The organism is Pseudomonas sp. NPDC086566 (genome assembly GCF_050280885.1).
GTDB classification, from domain to species: domain Bacteria; phylum Pseudomonadota; class Gammaproteobacteria; order Pseudomonadales; family Pseudomonadaceae; genus Aquipseudomonas; species Aquipseudomonas vlassakiae.
Genome location: NZ_JBNNWD010000006.1, coordinates 102,125 through 120,520 on the forward strand (window position 1 = coordinate 102,125; position 18,396 = coordinate 120,520).

Annotated in this window: 13 protein-coding genes; 7 read left to right on the forward strand and 6 right to left on the reverse strand. The window is 62.1% G+C overall.

All coding sequences use genetic code 11. From position 1 onward, the window contains the following. Positions 1-300 precede the first annotated feature (300 nt). Positions 301-1,911 (forward strand): FMN-binding glutamate synthase family protein, encoded by a 1,611-nt coding sequence (locus tag ACQKPS_RS15320; protein ID WP_254481199.1) that lies wholly within the window; start codon positions 301-303, stop codon positions 1,909-1,911. A 4-nt stretch (positions 1,912-1,915) separates the two neighbouring features. Here ACQKPS_RS15320 and ACQKPS_RS15325 read toward each other — a convergent pair whose 3' ends face one another. From ACQKPS_RS15325 to ACQKPS_RS15340, 4 genes are all read right to left on the reverse strand, one after another. After that, positions 1,916-3,127 (reverse strand): glycosyltransferase family 39 protein, encoded by a 1,212-nt coding sequence (locus ACQKPS_RS15325; protein WP_427604720.1) that lies wholly within the window; start codon positions 3,125-3,127, stop codon positions 1,916-1,918. Positions 3,128-3,373: 246 nt separating this feature from the next. Next, complete coding sequence (locus tag ACQKPS_RS15330; RefSeq protein ID WP_254481201.1) at positions 3,374-4,336, reverse strand: glycosyltransferase family 2 protein; 963 nt, start codon at positions 4,334-4,336, stop codon at positions 3,374-3,376. Further along, positions 4,321-4,689 (reverse strand): GtrA family protein, encoded by a 369-nt coding sequence (locus tag ACQKPS_RS15335; RefSeq protein WP_313202601.1) that lies wholly within the window; start codon positions 4,687-4,689, stop codon positions 4,321-4,323. The genes ACQKPS_RS15330 and ACQKPS_RS15335 overlap by 16 nt, the downstream gene beginning before the upstream one ends. Before the next feature lie 175 nt (positions 4,690-4,864). After that, on the reverse strand, positions 4,865-6,283 hold the full coding sequence (locus tag ACQKPS_RS15340) for an amino acid permease (protein ID WP_427604722.1): 1,419 nt from the start codon (positions 6,281-6,283) through the stop codon (positions 4,865-4,867). Positions 6,284-6,672: 389 nt separating this feature from the next. Here ACQKPS_RS15340 and ACQKPS_RS15345 point away from each other — a divergent pair, with 389 nt between their 5' ends. The 3 genes from ACQKPS_RS15345 (at position 6,673) to ACQKPS_RS15355 (ending at position 11,192) form a co-directional block, all read left to right on the forward strand. Next, complete coding sequence (locus ACQKPS_RS15345; RefSeq protein ID WP_254481204.1) at positions 6,673-9,810, forward strand: transglycosylase domain-containing protein; 3,138 nt, start codon at positions 6,673-6,675, stop codon at positions 9,808-9,810. An 85-nt stretch (positions 9,811-9,895) separates the two neighbouring features. After that, the gene (locus ACQKPS_RS15350) at positions 9,896-10,441 is read left to right on the forward strand and encodes a PadR family transcriptional regulator (RefSeq protein ID WP_254481205.1); all 546 of its coding nucleotides are present in this window, start codon (positions 9,896-9,898) and stop codon (positions 10,439-10,441) included. After that, positions 10,434-11,192, forward strand: a complete 759-nt coding sequence (locus ACQKPS_RS15355) for a siderophore-interacting protein (RefSeq protein ID WP_254481206.1) — start codon at positions 10,434-10,436, stop codon at positions 11,190-11,192. Before ACQKPS_RS15350 ends, ACQKPS_RS15355 begins: the two co-directional genes overlap by 8 nt. 58 nt (positions 11,193-11,250) lie before the next feature. Here the strand turns inward: ACQKPS_RS15355 and ACQKPS_RS15360 are convergent, their stop codons facing one another. Continuing rightward, positions 11,251-11,886 carry a Pr6Pr family membrane protein gene (locus ACQKPS_RS15360; protein ID WP_254481207.1) on the reverse strand — a complete coding sequence of 212 codons (636 nt, stop codon included), beginning with the start codon at positions 11,884-11,886 and terminating at the stop codon, positions 11,251-11,253. A 1-nt stretch (position 11,887) separates the two neighbouring features. Next, positions 11,888-12,109, reverse strand: a complete 222-nt coding sequence (locus ACQKPS_RS15365) for a VF530 family DNA-binding protein (protein WP_023378991.1) — start codon at positions 12,107-12,109, stop codon at positions 11,888-11,890. A 164-nt stretch (positions 12,110-12,273) separates the two neighbouring features. Between ACQKPS_RS15365 and ACQKPS_RS15370 the strand changes: the two genes are divergently transcribed. The 3 genes from ACQKPS_RS15370 to ACQKPS_RS15380 all read left to right on the forward strand — a co-directional run bounded on the left by ACQKPS_RS15370 (position 12,274) and on the right by ACQKPS_RS15380 (position 18,322). Next, on the forward strand, positions 12,274-14,313 hold the full coding sequence (locus ACQKPS_RS15370) for a TonB-dependent receptor (RefSeq protein WP_254481208.1): 2,040 nt from the start codon (positions 12,274-12,276) through the stop codon (positions 14,311-14,313). Positions 14,314-14,536: 223 nt separating this feature from the next. Beyond that, on the forward strand, positions 14,537-15,883 hold the full coding sequence (locus ACQKPS_RS15375) for a carbohydrate porin (protein WP_427604726.1): 1,347 nt from the start codon (positions 14,537-14,539) through the stop codon (positions 15,881-15,883). Positions 15,884-15,910: 27 nt separating this feature from the next. After that, positions 15,911-18,322: a glucose/quinate/shikimate family membrane-bound PQQ-dependent dehydrogenase gene (locus ACQKPS_RS15380; RefSeq protein WP_254481210.1), complete on the forward strand. Its 2,412-nt coding sequence runs from the start codon at positions 15,911-15,913 to the stop codon at positions 18,320-18,322. Positions 18,323-18,396: the final 74 nt, after the last annotated feature.

Sequence of the window (18,396 nt, forward strand, 5' to 3'; positions counted from 1 at the left end):
CGTGGCCATGCCTGTGAGGCCATGGTTGTCAGCCGGTTTGCAAGACTCAAGACATGCGCCAAGGCAGGCGACCATGGCGTAACAGGTTCGGCACGTTGCAACAAATGTAGGAGCGGATTTATCCGCGATGCGCCGCGCGGGCGGCGCTCGATCTCACAGGCGCTGAAACCCTAACGGGGTACTCCCCGGGCGAGAATGATTTTTGCTACCCCGATTTCGATTTGCACTGCCACACAACTTGGCTATGGTCGGGGTTTGCCCCAGGCCCTGAGCCTGACCGCGCCATCGCAAGGACCCCGTATGAGCCTGTCACTTCTCAGCCGTTATGCCTTTTTCACCGCCTGTGTACTGTTCACCCTGGCGAGCCTGCCGTTCCTCCATCACGAATGGCTATGGCCGTTCACCCTGATCACCGCGGTACTCAGCCTGATCGGCGTGTTCGACCTGCTGCAGCAGCGCCACGCGGTGCGCCGCAACTACCCGATCCTCGGCAACATCCGCTACCTGGTCGAGGCCATCCGCCCGGAAATCCGCCAGTACCTGCTGGAAGCCGACAGCGACGCCCTGCCCTTCTCCCGCGCCCAGCGCTCGCTGGTGTACGCCAGGGCCAAGAACGAAGCCTCGGACAAACCCTTCGGCACCTTGATCGACGTCTACGAGTCGGGCTTCGAGTTCATCGGCCACTCCATGCGCCCGGCGCCCCTCACCGACCCGGCCAGCTTTCGGGTCATCGTCGGTGGGCCGCAGTGCAGCCAGCCGTATTCGGCGTCGATCTTCAATATCTCGGCGATGAGCTTCGGCTCGCTCAGTGCCAACGCCATCCGCGCCCTGAACAAAGGCGCCAAGCTCGGCAACTTCCACCACGACACCGGCGAAGGCAGCATCAGCCCCTACCACCGCGAACACGGCGGCGACCTGGTGTGGGAGCTGGGCAGCGGCTATTTTGGCTGCCGCACCGCTGACGGCCGCTTCGACCCGGAGCGCTTCGCCGCCCAAGCCCGCTCGCCGCAGGTGCGGATGATCGAGATCAAGATGAGCCAGGGCGCCAAGCCCGGCCACGGCGGTATCCTGCCCAAGCACAAGGTGACCGAGGAAATTGCCGAAACCCGTGGTGTGCTGATGGGCGAGGACTGCATCTCGCCCTCGCGCCACAGCGCCTTCTCCACCCCGATCGAAATGATGCAGTTCATCGCCCAGCTGCGTGAGCTGTCCGGGGGCAAGCCGGTAGGCTTCAAGTTCTGCCTGGGCCACCCGTGGGAATTCATGGGTATCGCCAAGGCCATGCTGGAGACCGGCATCCTGCCCGACTTCATCGTGGTCGATGGCAAGGAAGGTGGCACCGGCGCCGCACCAGTGGAGTTCACCGACCACATCGGCGTGCCGCTGCGCGAAGGCCTGCTGTTCGTGCACAACACCCTGGTCGGCCTGAACCTGCGCGACAAGATCAAGCTCGGTGCCAGCGGCAAGATCGTCAGCGCCTTCGACATCGCCAGCGTGCTGGCCATCGGCGCCGACTGGGCCAACTCGGCGCGCGGCTTCATGTTCGCCATCGGCTGCATCCAGTCGCAGAGCTGCCATACCAACAAGTGCCCGACCGGCGTCGCGACTCAGGACCCGCTGCGCCAGCGCGCCCTGGTGGTGCCTGACAAGGCCCAGCGGGTGCTGAACTTCCACCACAACACCTTGCGTGCGCTGGCCGAGATGCTCGCCGCAGCGGGCCTCGAGCACCCGGCGCAGCTGGAGGCCAAGCACCTGGTGCGGCGCGTGTCAGCCACCGAGATCAAGCTGTTCTCGCAGATGCATGTGTTCCTCAAGCCGGGTGAGCTGCTCACCGGCGAGATCGATGGGCAGTTCTATTCGCGCATGTGGCAGATGGCCCGGGCGGACAGCTTCGAGCCGATGGCCGCCTGAGCGCTCAGTTGATCCGTGCCGATTGCTCGGGCATTGCAAAGAGCAGTGCCCGAGAGTCGCCCTTGTCCAGCTCTTCCAGCTTGACCCAATCCTGCAGCATCCGTTTCTCAATCTCAGTGACTTCACCGCTGGTTACCCACCAAACCCGTTTGTATTGGCTTGCCAGCGTTCGCGGTTCGGTCACGACTTGATCAAGGTTCAATGGATACCACATGCTGGCAGCATCGGGTTCATGCTCCTTGAAAACCAACGGCGCCACGCCGGTGTTGTTGTAAAAATCAATCGTAAGCGACCACCCCCCCCTGTCCTCGATCAGTAACGCATCACCTGCCTGCCAACGCGCGGCAACCTGGGCCATGACGTAATCAAGCCGGTTGTTCACCCATTGATTGCCGCCCCGCAGGTTGAATGTGCGGTTATACAGGGTCGTCAATCCAATCCCCTCAAACAGCAGGCAGGCGATGAGGAGTGCTAGCTGCCATTTCCATCGGAATCCGTTCATTGCCATCGCCAGCAGAATGGGTAATCCCAGAAATGCAAATACGAGGTAGCGCTCTACAAACAACGGCAAGGCCAAGGAGAACAGCCATGTCACACAGATGGGCACAAAACAGTAGACGACCAACAATGCACCTGGCTTATGAGGCCCGTTGTTTTGGCGAACTACACGGGCAGCCACTGCAATGACCAACACAGTGAAAACCACCATCATTACACCGGTAGCCGACGACTCCGTGCCTAGCATGAATGCAACCCAGAGACTCTCCGGTATGGTGACCAGCGTCACTGGCGCGATCCAATCCATCATCACGGTATTTTCATGGATCTGCTCATACAAAGTCGGAAGCCACGGCAGGTACGCGATGACAATGACCAGATTGCAAAACCACCACTGCTGCACGCTGATCAAGCGCCGCCCGCCCGGCGCACGAGCCAACAGAACATACGTCCAGCTGACAAGTGCCCCCAGCGCAGCAAAGTAATGGGTGTACCAGCCGGCAATCATCAATAGCGTATAACTCAGCAAGTAACTGCTGGACTGCAGCTGCGCCCACGACACCAACATGTAGGCCGCAGACAACATGAGCAAGCCGAGCAGCGCGTACATGCGGGCTTCCTGGCTGTAATAAACAGCAATCGGAAACATAGCCAACAATAACCCCGCCATCGCGGCGATACGTCGCGAAGCTATGCGTTGCGCCAGTAGCATGCCCACGGCAACCGTCATTACACCCAAAACGACATTGCAAAAGCAAATAGTACAAAGGCGGATGAACGTCCTGGGCCGTGAAGAAGATTGCTCGGGCTATCGGCATTCGAGCCAACCATACGCTGTAAGCTTCGTCGAACCAGACAACTTGAACGTCAAGTTGGTAAAGACGCACAGCGAGTGCCAGTGACAGAATCGCTGCTACAACAATCGAGCCTGTCACCCTTGCCCGCCAGTCAACATGGCTACGCATCAGTCCTCCTTGAACGTCGAACGTTCCTGCCGGCTGCACCGGTGACCCGCCACGGCCCGTACCACATAGCGCGGTCGATGCTTGGATTCCATGTAGATCCGCCCGATGTATTCGCCCAGCACACCAATGCCGATCAGTTGTACACCCCCCAGGAAAAGGACAGCGGTCATCAATGAGGGATATCCTGGTACCGGGTTGCCGAACAGCCATTTATCAATGACCTGCCAGGCAGCTGAAGCCAGCGCGAGCAGTGCGACTACACCACCCACGTAGGTCCAGAGGCGCAACGGCACGGTACTGAACGAGGTGATCCCATCGAGGGCCAGATTCCACAGTTTCCAGGCGTTGAAGCGACTCTTGCCCGCCGTACGCGAAGCGCGCTCGTACTCGACCACCGCAGTCTTGAAGCCAGGCCACGACAACATGCCCTTCATGAACAGTTGCTGTTCGGGCATCGACTTGATCACCTCCACAACCTTGCGATCGAGCAGACGAAAATCACCGACGTTTTCCTCGATGCGAATCTGCGAAATGCGATTCAGCAGCAAGTAAAACCCCGCAGCCGTGTATCGCTTCAAGTAGCTGTCGCAGGAACGGTCACGACGTTTGGCAAGCACGACATCGAAGCCTGCCCGCCATTGTTCGATCAGCTCGGGAATAACCTCGACAGGATCTTGCAGATCGACGTCGATGGGAATGACGGCATCACCACCGGCCTGTTCCAGCCCGGCAAAAAGCGCGGCTTCCTTGCCGAAGTTGCGTGAAAGGTCGATGAGTGCGACATCGGGATCACCCGCGATCAGCTGGCGGATCTGTTTTTCCGTGCCATCCTGGCTGCCGTCATTGATGAAGATCAACTCGACCCGATCAGTCTGGTTGGCAAGTGCCTGGCGCACCGCGTCATAGAATGGCCTGATCGCCTGCTCCTCGTTAAATACCGGCACGATCAGCGAAATATCCATCTGCGCTTCTCCGTGAAGACCCATCGCGAAAACAGGAAGCCCAGCAGCAGGCTGATCAGGCTGAACACCCCGACGGTCAACGGTGGTGGCCAACGCTGGCTGTCAGCGAAGTACCCTAGTGACGCACTGAGGCTGCCCATCCCTGCCACGAACACGCAATAACGCATGAGTGACACGGGTACCTTGAAGGTCAATCGGGAATTGGCGATGAACGAAAAGGACACCGCTACGATGAATGCGGCCAGATTGCTGAGTGCTTGGTCATTGCCCGCCAGTTGCATCGCGGCAAACACCACCACGTGGACAGCGGTATTGAAAATGCCCACGATCAGGTACTTGAGGAATGTCGGCATTCTGCGTGGCATGCGGGTTCGAGCCTACCCTTTCTGACCTTGCGCCAAATTAGGTGAATCCGGACAAGCGCACTACTGACAAAAATGCCAGTTGAAATGAAACAGGGAGTTGGGGCAGACCCGGGAGGTTCCCGCAGCGGCAGGACAAGGGGCTGCGTGACAGCCCCTTTTCACATCAGGACACAGGGCTGACGATGCCCTGTTCCTGCTTTGGTGCAAGACGGAACGCGTAGTACAACACCGTCAGCAGCACCAGGAACGCCGGGCCGATATACAACGCCACGCGGGTATCCTCGAAGTACGCCATCAGGCCCACCACCAGCACCAGGAAGGCCAGGGCCAGGTAGGAGCTCAGCGGCCACAGCCACATGCGGAATTTCAGCCCTTTCTGCTCAGCGGTGGTGAGGCCGGCGCGGAACTTGATCTGCGCCAGCAGGATCATCACCCAGGTCCAGATCGCGCCGAAGGTGGCGATCGAGGTCACCCAGACGAACACCTTTTCCGGTACCAGGTAGTTGGCCAGCACGCCCAGCAGCAGTGCTCCGATCGACAGCAGCAGTGCATTGCGCGGCACGCCGCTTTTCGAAGTGCGGGCGAAGGCGGCCGGGGCCTGGCCGTTCTGCGCCAGGCTGTAGAGCATGCGCCCGGTACTGAAGATGCCGCCGTTGCACGACGACAGCGCAGCGGTAATCACCACGAAGTTGATGATCCCGGCAGCGGTCTTGATACCCAGACGCTCGAAGGTCATGACGAACGGGCTGCCCTGGCTGCCAATGCCGTCCCATGGGTAGATCGAAAGGATCACGAACAGCGCGCCGACATAGAACAGCAGGATGCGCCAGAACACCGAACCGATCGCCTGCGGGATGGTTTTCTGCGGGTTGCGTGCTTCGCCAGCGGTAAGGCCGATCATTTCCACGCCGAGGTAGGCGAACATGACCATCTGCAGCGACATCAGCACGCCGGTCACGCCATTAGGCATGAAACCGCCGTTGCTCCACAGGTTGGAGATGCCCACGGCGACGCCATCATTGCCGAAACCAAACGCGATCACGCCGATGCCGCCGAGGACCATGGCAATGATGGTGATGATCTTGATCAGGGCGAACCAGAACTCGAACTCGCCGAACGCCTTGACCGCGATGAGGTTGACTGCGCCCATGCTGCCCAGCGCCATCAACGCCCAGATCCAGCGCGGCACGTCAGGGAACCAGATGCCCATGTAGATCGCTACCGCAGTAATTTCCGCAACGCAGGTCACCAGCCACAGGAACCAGTAGTTCCAGCCGGTGAGAAAGCCCGCCAGCGGGCCAAGGTAGTCTTGGGCATAGCGGCTGAACGAGCCGGCGACCGGGTTGTGCACCGCCATCTCGCCGAGGGCACGCATGATCACCAGGATCGCCAGGCCACCAATGATGTAGGAAAGCATGATCGCAGGACCGGCCATTTCGATGGCCTTGGCCGAACCGAGGAAAAGTCCGACGCCGATACAGGCGCCCAGCGCCATCAAACGGATGTGCCGTTCGCCCAGCTCACGCTTGAGCGGGCCGCCCTCGGTGGGCTCGACAGGGGCAGAAGGGTTGCCGACTGACATAGCAATACAACCTCATTTTGTTATTGGAGTAGTCCTTCGTGCAGCACCGGCCCTGCCGATAGGCGTGGCGTTGGCTTGCCGGGCTGGCCTCGTGGGCCGGCCCGTGTGCCAGGCTAGAGCGGCCGGCACGGCGAAGGGCCGAGCAGTATAGAAACTTCGATACAGGGGTTTTCGCTGTATAACCACGGAAATTCAGCGAGTTTTTCGGGGCAGTTGCACCAGCCCCAAGTCCACGACCACCCTATCAACAACGTCACAGGAATAAACCCACACCAAAGCCGCATAGTCCTACGCCGCTATTCTCGGCTTCCTACAAATTTTTCACCTGCTCCCACCAACGTCTAAGCTTCAGACAAGCAAGACGAAGATACCTGGCCGGATAGAAGACTATGGGCGCACTGTGGCAATCGGAACCAACCAGAACGGAAGCATCTGAAGCACCTCCGGCCATGACGCCACAACCGCAGCCCCCACGTCAGCGCAGGCTCTGGTGGCGGTTGATTTTCCTGATCCTGCTGGTGGCACTGATCGCCATCGGTTTCGCTGCCTACGACGAGTTCCGCACCTCCAACCTGCAGTCTCGCGAATTCAGCAAGCTGGCCACGACCCTCACCTATTCGCTGCAGCCAGGGCCGAGCGATGCGATCATCTATCCGGGCGAAGGGCCCTTCGACAAGCGCCTGGGCTACAGCGGGCTGGGCGAGTTCCTGCCACGTCTGCTCAAGCGCGACTACCTGATCAGCGAGCAGGTGCGGTTTTCCCCGGCGCTGATGCGCTATGTCGAACATGGCCTGTTCGCGCCGTACATCGAAAAGATCCAGGCCGGCCTGTCGATCACCGACTGCCGGGGCGAGACGCTGTACCAGTACAACTACCCGCAACACCTGTACCCGGATTTCGCCTCCATTCCGCCCGTGATGGTCAACAGCCTGCTGTTCATCGAGAACCGCGACCTGCTCGATACCAAGGACGTGAAGAACAACCCGGCCGTGGACTGGCCGCGCTTTGCCAAGGCCGCGTACAGCCAGGTGGCCAAGTACCTGGCCTTGCCTGGCCAGTCAGCGGGTGGCAGTACCTTGGCCACCCAGCTGGAGAAGTACCGCCACTCACCGGATGGCCTGACCGTCAATGGTGCCGAGAAGATTCGCCAGATGATCTCGGCCAGCGTGCGGGCCTACCAGGGCGGCCCCGACACCAGCGAAGCGCGCCACCGGATCGTGCGTGACTACCTCAACAGCGTGCCGCTGTCGGCTGTGCCCGGGCATGGCGAGGTGCATGGCATGGCCGAGGGTCTGCGGGTGTGGTACGGCGCCGATTTCGACCAGGTCAACCAGGCGCTGACCTCCACCGCCACGGACCCGGAGAGCATGGCCGCACGGGGCCTGGCCCTGCGCCAGGTGCTGTCGCTGATGATCGCCCAGCGCCGCCCTTCGCATTACCTGTCCAAGGGCCGGGTCGAACTGGCCGAACTCACCGATGCGCATATCCGCGTGCTGGCGGCCGCCAAAATCATCGAGCAACCACTGGCCAGTGCGGCGCTGGCCAGCAAGGCGGTCTACCGCGACTGGGTTGCCCAGCCGACCATCGTGCCGATCATCACCAACAAGGGCATCAGCCTGGCCCGCAACCGCCTGGCAGCCATGCTCAACCGCCCGCTGTACGACCTCGACCGCCTTGACGTGTCCGCGACCAGTACCCTGCAGGCCGACTTGCAGTTGCAGGTCAGCCAGTACCTAAAAAACCTTGCCGACCCCGAATTCGCGGCGCAAATGGGCCTGATCGGCGAACGCCTGCTCACCACCAAGACCACCGACCAGGTGAGCTACAGCTTCACCTTGTTCGAACGCACGGCCGATGGCTCACGGGTGCGGGTACAAACCGACAGTACCAACCAGCCGTTCGACATCAACGAAGGCAGCAAACTGGAACTGGGTTCGACCGCCAAGCTGCGGGTGCTCACGACTTATCTGGAGATCATCGCCGAGTTGCACGACAAGTACGCCGGCAAACCTGCCGCCGAGTTGAAGAAAGTCGAAGTCGCCGAACTTGACCGCATCACCCAGTGGTCGCTGGAATGGCTGGCACAGAACAGCAAGAACCAGAGCCTGGACGCCATGCTCGACGCGGCGCTGGAGCGCAAGTACTCGGCCAATACCGGCGAAGCCTTCTTCACCGGTGGCGGCATGCACGTGTTCAACAACTTCCGCAAGGAAGACAACAACCGCAACCCGACCCTCAAGGATGCCCTGCGCGAGTCGATCAACCTGCCGTTCATCCGCCTGATGCGCGACCTGGTGCGCTACGTCACCTACCAGCAGCCGTTCAACCGCGTGCCGCTGCTCAAGGATGACTCCGACCCGCGCCGCCAGGAGTACCTGGCCCGCTTCGCCGACAAGGAAGGCACCAGTTACTTGATGCGCTTCTGGAAAAAGTACCAGCGCAAAACCTCGCAACAGCGCCTGGACACCTTCCTCGACAGCATGCGCGCCACCCCGCAACGCCTGGCTGCGGTGCACCGTTACCTGTTCCCGGAAGCCGGCCAGGAAACCTTCAATGCCTTCGTCCGTGCCCACAGCAAGGACGACAAGATCGCCCTGGGCAAACTCACCGACGGCAAGCTGGCGGAGATGTACGAAGCCTATGGCCCGGGCAAGTACGACCTGCCCGACCAGGGCTACATCGCCAAGGTCCACCCGCTGGACCTGTGGCTGCTGGGCTACCTGCTGAAGAACCCGAGCTCCACGCTCACCGAAATGGTCAACGCCAGCCGTTTCGAGCGCCAGGAAGTCTACAGCTGGCTGTTCAAGAGCCGGCACCAGGGTGCCCGTGACAGCCGCATCCGCACCATGGTCGAGATCGAGGCGTTCCTCGACATCCATCAACGCTGGAAACGCGTGGGCTACCCGTTCGATCACCTGGTGCCCTCGCTGGCCACCGCCATTGGCAGCTCCGGCGACCGCCCGGCCGCGCTCTCGGAACTGGTCGGCATCATCCAGAACGACGGCGTGCGCCTGCCTACGCTGCGTATCGACACTCTGCATTTCGCCGCCAATACACCCTACGAAACCAAGCTGGTCAGCGACCCGGACCGAGGCGTGCGGATCCTGCCGGTGGAAGTGGCTCGGGCGCTGAAAGGCGCCATGTCGCAGGTGGTCGATGCCGGTACCGCGCGGCGTATTTCCGGCAGCTTCAAGCTCAATGACGGCACGCCACTGGTGATGGGTGGCAAGACCGGTACCGGCGACAACCGTATCGAAAGCTTCGGTGCCGGCGGCCGGCTGATAGGCTCGCGTTCGCTGAACCGTACCGCTACGTTCGTGTTCTTCCTCGGCGACAATCACTTCGGCACCCTGACGGCCTTCGTTCCCGGGCGCTCGGCGGAGGCGTTCAAGTTCACGTCGGCATTGCCCGTCCAGGTGCTCAAGGGCATGGCGCCGATCCTGATGCCGTACTTGCAGCCGGGCAACCCGAACGAATGCAAGCCACCGCAGGTCGCGATGCATGGCAGCGATTCATCTAAGACGTAGATGATAATCATCGGCATTTAGAGGCTTGTGTTTCGATATATCTTGAGTAATATCTTGCGATATATCGAAACACCAGGAGCCTTCAATGCGTGACCACTCCGCACATGACCCTTTTGACCGCCGCCCCGCCCGTGGCGAGCGTGGCCCGAGGGTATTCGCCCCAGGTGACCTCAAGCTGCTGATGCTGTCGATGCTGGCCGAACAACCGGGCCACGGCTATGACCTGATCCGCCAGATCGAGAACCTGTTCGATGGCAATTACACGCCGAGCCCCGGGGTGATCTACCCCACCCTCAATTTCCTCGAAGAAGCCGAACTGATCAGTGGCCAGGTGCATGGCAGCAAACGCCTGTACGCCATCACCGCTGCCGGCCGAAACGCACTGGCCGATCAGGCCGTCGCCCTGGATGGCGTGCGCATGCGCATCGAAGTCAGCAAGCGCGCCTTGCGTGGCCACGACCGCCCGCCAGAAATCCACGAAGCGGTCGGCAACTTGCGCCATGCCCTGCACATGCACAGCGGCCGCTGGACACCGGACGAAATCGAACGGGTACGCAACCTGCTCAACGACACTGCCAAGGCCATTGCCTCCGGGCCAGCCGATCCAGTCAGGGAGAATCCTCATGAGTGACACCATTCACCGCGTCAACCACGAAATCCGCCAACGTCGCTTGCAGGTGCTGCGGGTGACCGACCTCACCCCGCGCATGCGCCGCATCACCCTGGGCGGCGCCGAGCTGCAGGGCTTCACCAGCCTGGGCAGTGACGACCACATCAAATTGCTGTTCGCGGAAACCGCCGAACAGCAGCAAGCCATCGACGCCCGCAACCTGGGCCGTGACGGCGGCGCCCGGCCGACCATGCGCGAGTACACGCCGCGCCGTATCGACCTGGTGGCCAACGAGCTGGACATCGACTTCGTGCTGCACGGCGACGGCCCTGCTTCGACCTGGGCTGCGCAGGCAGAACCTGGGCAGACGTTGAACATCGCCGGGCCCAGGGCATCGATGGTGGTGCCGGACATTTTCGACAGCTACCTGCTGGTGGGTGACGAGACGGCGATTCCGGCGATTGGCCGGCGTCTGGAAGAGCTGCCGGCGGGGCGTCGCGTGGTGGCGGTGATCCAGATCGAAGATGAGCAGGAGCGCCAGCCACTGCCGAGCGCGGCGCAGGTGGAAGTCATCTGGGTAAAGCGCGATGAGGACCTGCTGGCGCGGCTCGAGGCGCTGGCGTTGCCGGAAGGCAAGCTGTACAGCTGGGTCGCACTGGAAAAATCCCTGACCCGGCAGGCCAAGGCGCTGCTGCTGGAAAAAGGTGTGGCAGAGGATGCCCTGAAAGCCGCAGCTTACTGGCGAGCCGACGGGACCGCGGACGACGAGTGATCAGCTGTCTTCTGCACCGGCCTCTTCCCGGGTAACCCCGCGAAGAGGCCGGTGCAGGTCACCCCCATCTGTACCTTCCCCGCCACCGATCCAGCCCCAGCAAGACCAGAGCAATACCCCAGAACCCAGCCAGTACCCCGAGAGCATTGAGCATCACCTGCCCATACCCCAGGCTCGCCACATCGATGAACGGGTAGGCATACGCGCCAATCTCGCTCCCCCGCCACAGCGCATAGCCGAAGTACACCGCCGGGTATAGCGCCCACACCCCGAGATGCCATAGCCGCAGGCTGCCCTTGGGCACCTCGAACCACCAGTACAAGGCGAACAGCACGGGCATCACATCATGCAGCAGCTCATCCGCCAACCATTGCCAGCCTTCGGGCTGCCAGAGGTGCCGTAGCAGCACGCTGTAAGCCGACGCCACCAGCACGATGCTCGCCGCCACCGCAGTACTCACCGATGGCGACAGGAAGAAGCGCTTTGCCGTGGACTCGCGGCCAAAGGCCGCGTAGCTGAGCACGGTTGCAACCAGGGTATTGGTCAGCACCGTGAAGTAACCGAACACATTGATCAGTCCGCCGATCAGGCTGGCCTGCTCCTGCCAGCGCGCCAGCAGCACCAGGTAGACCTGCACCGCCAGGCCGAACCAGCCAAGCAACGCCATCGACGTCAGCCAGGGGCGCCGTGGCATGTCAGGCCTGACGCTGCAGCTTCACGTACAACTGCTCGACCTTCTCCCGCGCCCAAGGGGTTTTGCGCAGGAAGGTCAGGCTCGACTTGATGCTCGGGTTGCTCTTGAAGCAGCGCACGTCAACGCGTTCGGCCAAGCCCTGCCATTGGTAGTGCGCCACCAGTTCGGTGAGGATCTGTTCGAGGGTCTTGCCGTGCAGCGCGTTGTGTTGGGCCGTGCTCATGCCAGTGCTCCGTAGGAAAGATGCGCACCTTACACGAGTGTAGTGGCGGGTGGGATGTGTGGTGCTTGCGGAAAAACCGCTGGCCAGGCGCAAAACCTCTGTGCTGAAATAGAAATGTTATATTGTAACAACACTAAATATCTGCCAAGGAACGCCTCATCCCCATGCTGCACATCCCGCTTCGTCTCTCCCCCCTCGCTGTCGCCCTGTGGCTCGCTTCATCACCCAGCCAGGCCGTGGAACTGGAACCCCAAGTCATCACTGCCAACCCGCTCGGCAATCGTCAACTGGCTGCCCCCAGCACCGTGCTCGAAGGCGACGACCTGCTGCAACAGCAGCACGGCAGCCTCGGTGAAACCCTGAACAAGCAACCCGGCGTGGCCTCCACCTGGTTCGGCCCTGGCGCCAGCCGCCCGGTGATTCGTGGCCTGGATGGCGATCGCATTCGCATTCTGCGCAATGGCGTGGGCGCGCTGGATGCTTCATCGCTGTCCTACGACCACGCGGTACCACTGGACCCGGTCACGGTCGACCGCGTGGAGATCGTCCGCGGCCCGGCCGCCCTGCTCTACGGCGGCAATGCCATCGGCGGCGTGGTCAACACCTTTGACAATCGCATCCCCGATTCACCGATCGAGGGCATCCACGGTGCCGGCGAACTGCGCTACGGCGGCGCCGACACCACCCGCAGCAGCGCCGGCAAGCTGGAAGCCGGTGACGGTGCCTTCGCCTTGCACCTGGACGCCAACAGCCGACAGTTCAACGACTTGCGCATTCCTGGCTACGCGCAGAGCGCCAAGGTCCGTGACGCCGACGCACCGGGCAGCCGCCACCGCCTGGAAAACAGCGACGGCCGCCAGGAGGGTGGCGCGATCGGCGGTTCCTACAACTGGGAGCATGGCTACGCCGGCCTATCCTACAGCCGCTACGACAGCAACTACGGTTCGGTTGCCGAATCCGGCGTGCGCCTGGACATGAAGCAAGACCACTACGCCTTTGCCTCGGAACTGCGTGACCTGGACGGTCCGTTCAGCTCGGTCAAGGTCGATGCCGGTTACACCGACTACGCGCACAGCGAGATTGAAGAAGGCGAGGTGCATACCACCTTCAAGAACAAAGGCTACGAAGCCCGTATCGAAGCGCGTCATCAGCCGCTCGGCCCGCTTGAAGGCGTAATCGGTGCGCAGGTCAGTCGCAACGAGTTCTCGGCACTGGGCGAGGAAGCCTTCGTCCCGCACACCGACACCGACAGCCTGGCGTTGTTCATGCTCGAACAATGGCAGGCCACCGAGCGCCTCAACCTGAGCCTGGGCGCGCGCATGGAACACACCCGGGTCGACCCTGACGCCAAAGGTAACGAGAACTTCGTCGATGCCGACAGCGCCAGCAGTTTCAACGCCTTCAGCCTGTCCTCGGGCGCGGTGTACCAGCTCGACCCGATCTGGTCGCTGGCGGCCAACCTCAGCTACACCGAGCGCGCGCCGACCTTCTATGAGCTGTACGCCAATGGTGCCCATGTGGCCACCGGCGCATTCGAAGTCGGCGATGCCAGCCTGAACAAGGAAAAGGCCATTTCCAGCGACCTGGCCCTGCGCTTCGACAATGGCACCCACAAGGGCAGCGTCGGCGTGTTCTACAGCCACTTCCGCAACTACATCGGGCTGATCGGCACCGGCAACCTGCGTGAAGGCCATGACCATGACGAGGATGATCACGACCAAGATCATGACCATGACGGGCTCCCCGAGTACCGTTACGAGGGTGTCCGTGCGCGCTTCTATGGCATCGAGGCACAGGATCGCTGGAAACTGCTGGAGAACCGCTATGGCAGCTTCGCGCTGGAGCTGTCCGGCGACTACACCCGGGCCAAGAACCTTGATAGCGGCGAGCCATTGCCGCGTATTGCCCCCTTGCGGCTGAACAGTGGGCTGGTATGGGAACGGGACCGCTGGCAGGCGCGGGTCGATGTGCAGCATGCCGCATCGCAGCATCGCAAGCCTGATAACGAGACCAGTACCGATGGCTACACTACGCTCGGCGCCAGCGTCGGTTACCGCTTCGATATCGGCCAGAGCCAGTGGCTGGCCTTCGTGCGGGGGGAGAACCTGACCGACCAGACCGTGCGCTATGCGAGCTCCATCCTGCGGGATATTGCCCCTGCGCCGGGGCGCAGTGTGGAAGTCGGGTTGCGCACCACTTTCTGAAATCGCTGGGGCTGCTTTGCAGCCCCATTTATTCCAAGACTGTTACTGGATCAGCAACAATCAACTGCGACAATTTGTCTTTTTTTCTTACAACTTCCCCTATATCCTCCCGGCCGCAAGCTGAATCGCTTCACCCAGCATTCCCAATTGCCAAATACATCGAAGAGCACGCTCCTCGGTGCGCTTGCCGTTTGCTCAACAATCAAAAAGATAGCGCTATCTCATGTTCCAACCGCCCAAAACCCGCTACACCGGCTTCGCTCTCATCGCTTTCACCGCCGCCCTGCCGAGCACGGCCAGCGCCAGCGAACCCTTCGCCAAGGACTCCCCGTGGATGTTCGGCGACTGGGGTGGCACTCGCAGCGAGCTGCTGGAAAAAGGCTACGACTTCACCCTCGGCTACACCGGCGAGATGGGCAGCAACCTGCACGGCGGCTACGACCACGACCGCACGGCCCGCTACAGCGACCAGTTCACCTTTGGCAGCCATCTGGACCTGGAGAAGATCCTCGGCTGGAACGACACCGAACTGCAGCTGACCGTCACTGAACGCCACGGCGATAACATCAGCAATGACCGCATCAACGACCCGCGGGTCGGCGGATTCACCTCGGCTCAGGAGGTCTGGGGCCGTGGCGAAACCTGGCGACTGACGCAGATGTGGATCAAGCAGAAATACTTCGACGGAGCCCTGGACGTGAAAGTCGGCCGTTTCGGCGAAGGCGAGGATTTCAACAGCTTCCCGTGCGACTTCCAGAACCTGGCCTTCTGTGGCTCGCAGGTAGGCAACTGGGTCGGCGGCATCTGGTACAACTGGCCGGTCAGCCAGTGGGCCATGCGCGTGCGCTACAACCTTTCACCTGAGTTGTACGCCCAGGTCGGGGTGTACGAGCAGAACCCGTCCAACCTCGAATCGGGCAATGGCTTCAAGCTCAGCGGCAGCGGCACCCAAGGTGCGGTGATGCCGATTGAACTGGTATGGAGCCCACGCTTCCAAGACCTTAAAGGGGAATATCGCGTCGGCTACTACTACAGTAATGCCAAGGCACAGGATGTTCTCAAGGACAGTAACGGCCAGCCGGCTGCCATCAGTGGCGCCGCCTACCGCAGCAGCTCGAGCAAGCACGGCTGGTGGCTCGGCGCCCAGCAGCAGGTCACCTCGCTGGCGTCCGACCAGTCGCGCGGCCTGAGCCTGTTCGCCAACGCCACGGTGCACGACAAGAAGACCAATGTCATCGACAACTATGTTCAGGCAGGACTGGTTTACAAAGGCCCCTTCGACGCCCGCGCCAAGGACGACATCGGCTTCGCCCTTGCCCGCGTGCACGCTAACCCGGCCTACCGCAAGAACGCCCGCCTGGCCAATCAGGTGGCCGGGCTCGACGACTATGACAACCCCGGTTACCTACCGGTGCAAGACACCGAATACAGCGCAGAACTCTATTACGGCATTCACCTGGCCGACTGGCTCACGGTACGCCCGAACCTGCAATACATCCGCCATCCGGGCGGGGTGTCGCAGGTCGACAGCGCGCTGATCGGCGGCCTGAAGATCCAAAGCACTTTCTGACCACCTTCCTATAACGGAGAACCTAAGATGAGCACTGACAGTGCCAACCAAGGAACCCGCTGGCTACCACGCCTGATGGGCGTGCTGCTGTTGCTGATGGGCCTGGCCCTGCTGGCCGGCGGCATCAAGCTGAGCCAGCTGGGCGGATCGCTGTACTACCTGATTGCCGGTATTGGCTTCGCCGTGTCGGGTGCCCTGCTGCTGGCCAAGCGCCGCCTCGCCCTGGGCCTTTATGGCCTGGTGCTGCTGGGCAGTACGGTATGGGCCATGCTTGAAGTGGGCCTGGACTGGTGGCAACTGGTGCCGCGCCTGGCCATCTGGTTCGCCATCGGCGTGGTGCTGCTGCTGCCATGGGCACGCCGTCCGCTGACCGGCCCTGCTGCCAAGGCCAACACCGCGCTGCTGAGCATCGCCGTGCTGGCTTCGGGCGCCTGTGCCCTGGGCAGCCAGTTCACACACCCGGGTGAAGTGTTTGGCGAACTCGGCCGCGACAACAGCGAAATGGGCAGCGCCGCACCGGCCATGCCGGATGGCGACTGGCAGGCCTATGGCCGCACCGAGCACGGCGACCGCTATTCGCCGCTGCGCCAGATCACGCCGCAGAACGCCTATCGCCTGGAAGAGGCCTGGCGCATCCGCACCGGTGACCTGCCGACCGACAACGACCCGGTCGAACTGACCAACGAAAACACCCCGCTGAAAGCCAACGGCATGCTCTATGCCTGCACCGCCCACAGCAAGGTGCTGGCCCTGGACCCGGACACCGGCGCTGAAATCTGGCGCTACGACCCGCAGATCAAGACCCCGGTCGGCACCTTCAAGGGCTTCGCCCACATGACCTGCCGCGGCGTCTCGTACTATGACGAGAACAGCTACGTCAGCCGCGACGGCAGCCCGGCACCGAAGGTGTCCGACGCCGGCCAGGCCGTGGCTCAGGCCTGCCCGCGCCGCCTCTACCTGCCGACCGCCGACGCCCGCCTGATCGCCATCAACGCCGACAACGGCAAGGTCTGCGAAGGCTTCGCCAACCAGGGTGCGATCGACCTGACCACCGGTATCGGCCCGTTCACCGCGGGCGGCTACTACTCCACCTCGCCCGTGGCGATCACCCGCAGCCTGGTGATCATCGGTGGCCATGTGACCGACAACGAGTCGACCAACGAACCGTCCGGGGTGATCCGCGCCTACGACGTGCACGATGGCCGCCTGGTATGGAACTGGGACAGCAACAACCCGGACGACACCAAGCCACTGGCCCCCGGCAAGATGTACAGCCGCAACTCGGCCAACATGTGGTCGCTGGCCAGCGTCGACGAGGACCTGGGCATGGTCTACCTGCCGCTGGGCAACCAGACCCCTGACCAGTGGGGCGCTGACCGCACCCCAGGCGCCGAGAAGTACAGTGCCGGCGTGGTTGCCCTGGATCTTGCCACCGGCAAGGCACGCTGGAACTACCAGTTCACCCACCACGACCTGTGGGACATGGACGTCGGCAGCCAGCCGACCCTGGTGCACCTCAAGACCAAGGATGACATCAAGCCAGCGATCATCGTGCCGACCAAGCAGGGCAGCCTGTACGTGCTCGACCGCCGCGACGGCACGCCGATCGTGCCGATTCGCGAGATCCCGGTTCCGCAAGGCGCGGTCAAGGGTGACCACACTGCACCGACACAGGCCCGCTCCGACCTCAACCTGCTTGGCCCTGAGCTGACCGAGCAGGCCATGTGGGGCGCCACCCCGTTCGACCAGATGCTGTGCCGCATCCAGTTCCGCGAGCTGCGCTACGAAGGCCAGTACACCCCGCCGTCCGAACAGGGCAGCCTGGTCTACCCAGGCAACGTTGGTGTGTTCAACTGGGGCAGCGTGTCGGTCGACCCGGTACGCCAGCTGCTGTTCACCTCGCCCAACTACATGGCCTTCGTGTCGAAGATGGTGCCGCGTGAACAGGTGGCTGCCGGGAGCAAGCGCGAAAGCGAGACCAGCGGTGTGCAGCCGAATACCGGCGCGCCCTACGCAGTGACCATGCACCCGTTCATGTCGCCAATCGGCATCCCTTGCCAGGCGCCGGCCTGGGGCTACGTGGCGGCCATCGACCTGTTCACCAACAAGGTGGTATGGAAGCGCAAGAACGGCACTACCCGTGACAGCACCCCGGTGCCGATCGGCATGCCGGTGGGCGTACCCAGCATGGGCGGTTCGATCGTCACCGCCGGTGGCGTCGGCTTCCTCAGTGGCACCCTCGACCAGTACCTGCGCGCCTATGACGTGAACAACGGCAAGGAACTGTGGAAGGCGCGCCTGCCAGCGGGTGGCCAGGCCACACCGATGACCTATACAGGCAAGGACGGCAAGCAGTACGTGCTGATTGTCGCCGGCGGGCATGGCTCGCTGGGCACCAAGATGGGCGATTACATCATCGCTTACAAATTGGCTGACTAAGCTTCAAGCGGCAGCTGCAAGCTACTAGAGAAAGCGGGGCCTGCATGGCCCCGCTTTTTTTTGCCGCGTGAAGC

What these genes read in the sequence shown, in the direction of transcription:
- ACQKPS_RS15345 (WP_254481204.1), top strand. Translation starts at nt 6,673, where the DNA reads ATGGGCGCACTGTGGCAATCGGAACCAACCAGAACGGAAGCATCTGAA.
- ACQKPS_RS15330 (WP_254481201.1), bottom strand. Translation starts at nt 4,336, where the DNA reads ATGGATATTTCGCTGATCGTGCCGGTATTTAACGAGGAGCAGGCGATC.
- ACQKPS_RS15380 (WP_254481210.1), top strand. Translation starts at nt 15,911, where the DNA reads ATGAGCACTGACAGTGCCAACCAAGGAACCCGCTGGCTACCACGCCTG.
- ACQKPS_RS15360 (WP_254481207.1), bottom strand. Translation starts at nt 11,886, where the DNA reads ATGCCACGGCGCCCCTGGCTGACGTCGATGGCGTTGCTTGGCTGGTTC.
- ACQKPS_RS15370 (WP_254481208.1), top strand. Translation starts at nt 12,274, where the DNA reads ATGCTGCACATCCCGCTTCGTCTCTCCCCCCTCGCTGTCGCCCTGTGG.
- ACQKPS_RS15365 (WP_023378991.1), bottom strand. Translation starts at nt 12,109, where the DNA reads ATGAGCACGGCCCAACACAACGCGCTGCACGGCAAGACCCTCGAACAG.
- ACQKPS_RS15335 (WP_313202601.1), bottom strand. Translation starts at nt 4,689, where the DNA reads ATGCCGACATTCCTCAAGTACCTGATCGTGGGCATTTTCAATACCGCT.
- ACQKPS_RS15340 (WP_427604722.1), bottom strand. Translation starts at nt 6,283, where the DNA reads ATGTCAGTCGGCAACCCTTCTGCCCCTGTCGAGCCCACCGAGGGCGGC.
- ACQKPS_RS15375 (WP_427604726.1), top strand. Translation starts at nt 14,537, where the DNA reads ATGTTCCAACCGCCCAAAACCCGCTACACCGGCTTCGCTCTCATCGCT.
- ACQKPS_RS15320 (WP_254481199.1), top strand. Translation starts at nt 301, where the DNA reads ATGAGCCTGTCACTTCTCAGCCGTTATGCCTTTTTCACCGCCTGTGTA.
- ACQKPS_RS15355 (WP_254481206.1), top strand. Translation starts at nt 10,434, where the DNA reads ATGAGTGACACCATTCACCGCGTCAACCACGAAATCCGCCAACGTCGC.
- ACQKPS_RS15350 (WP_254481205.1), top strand. Translation starts at nt 9,896, where the DNA reads ATGCGTGACCACTCCGCACATGACCCTTTTGACCGCCGCCCCGCCCGT.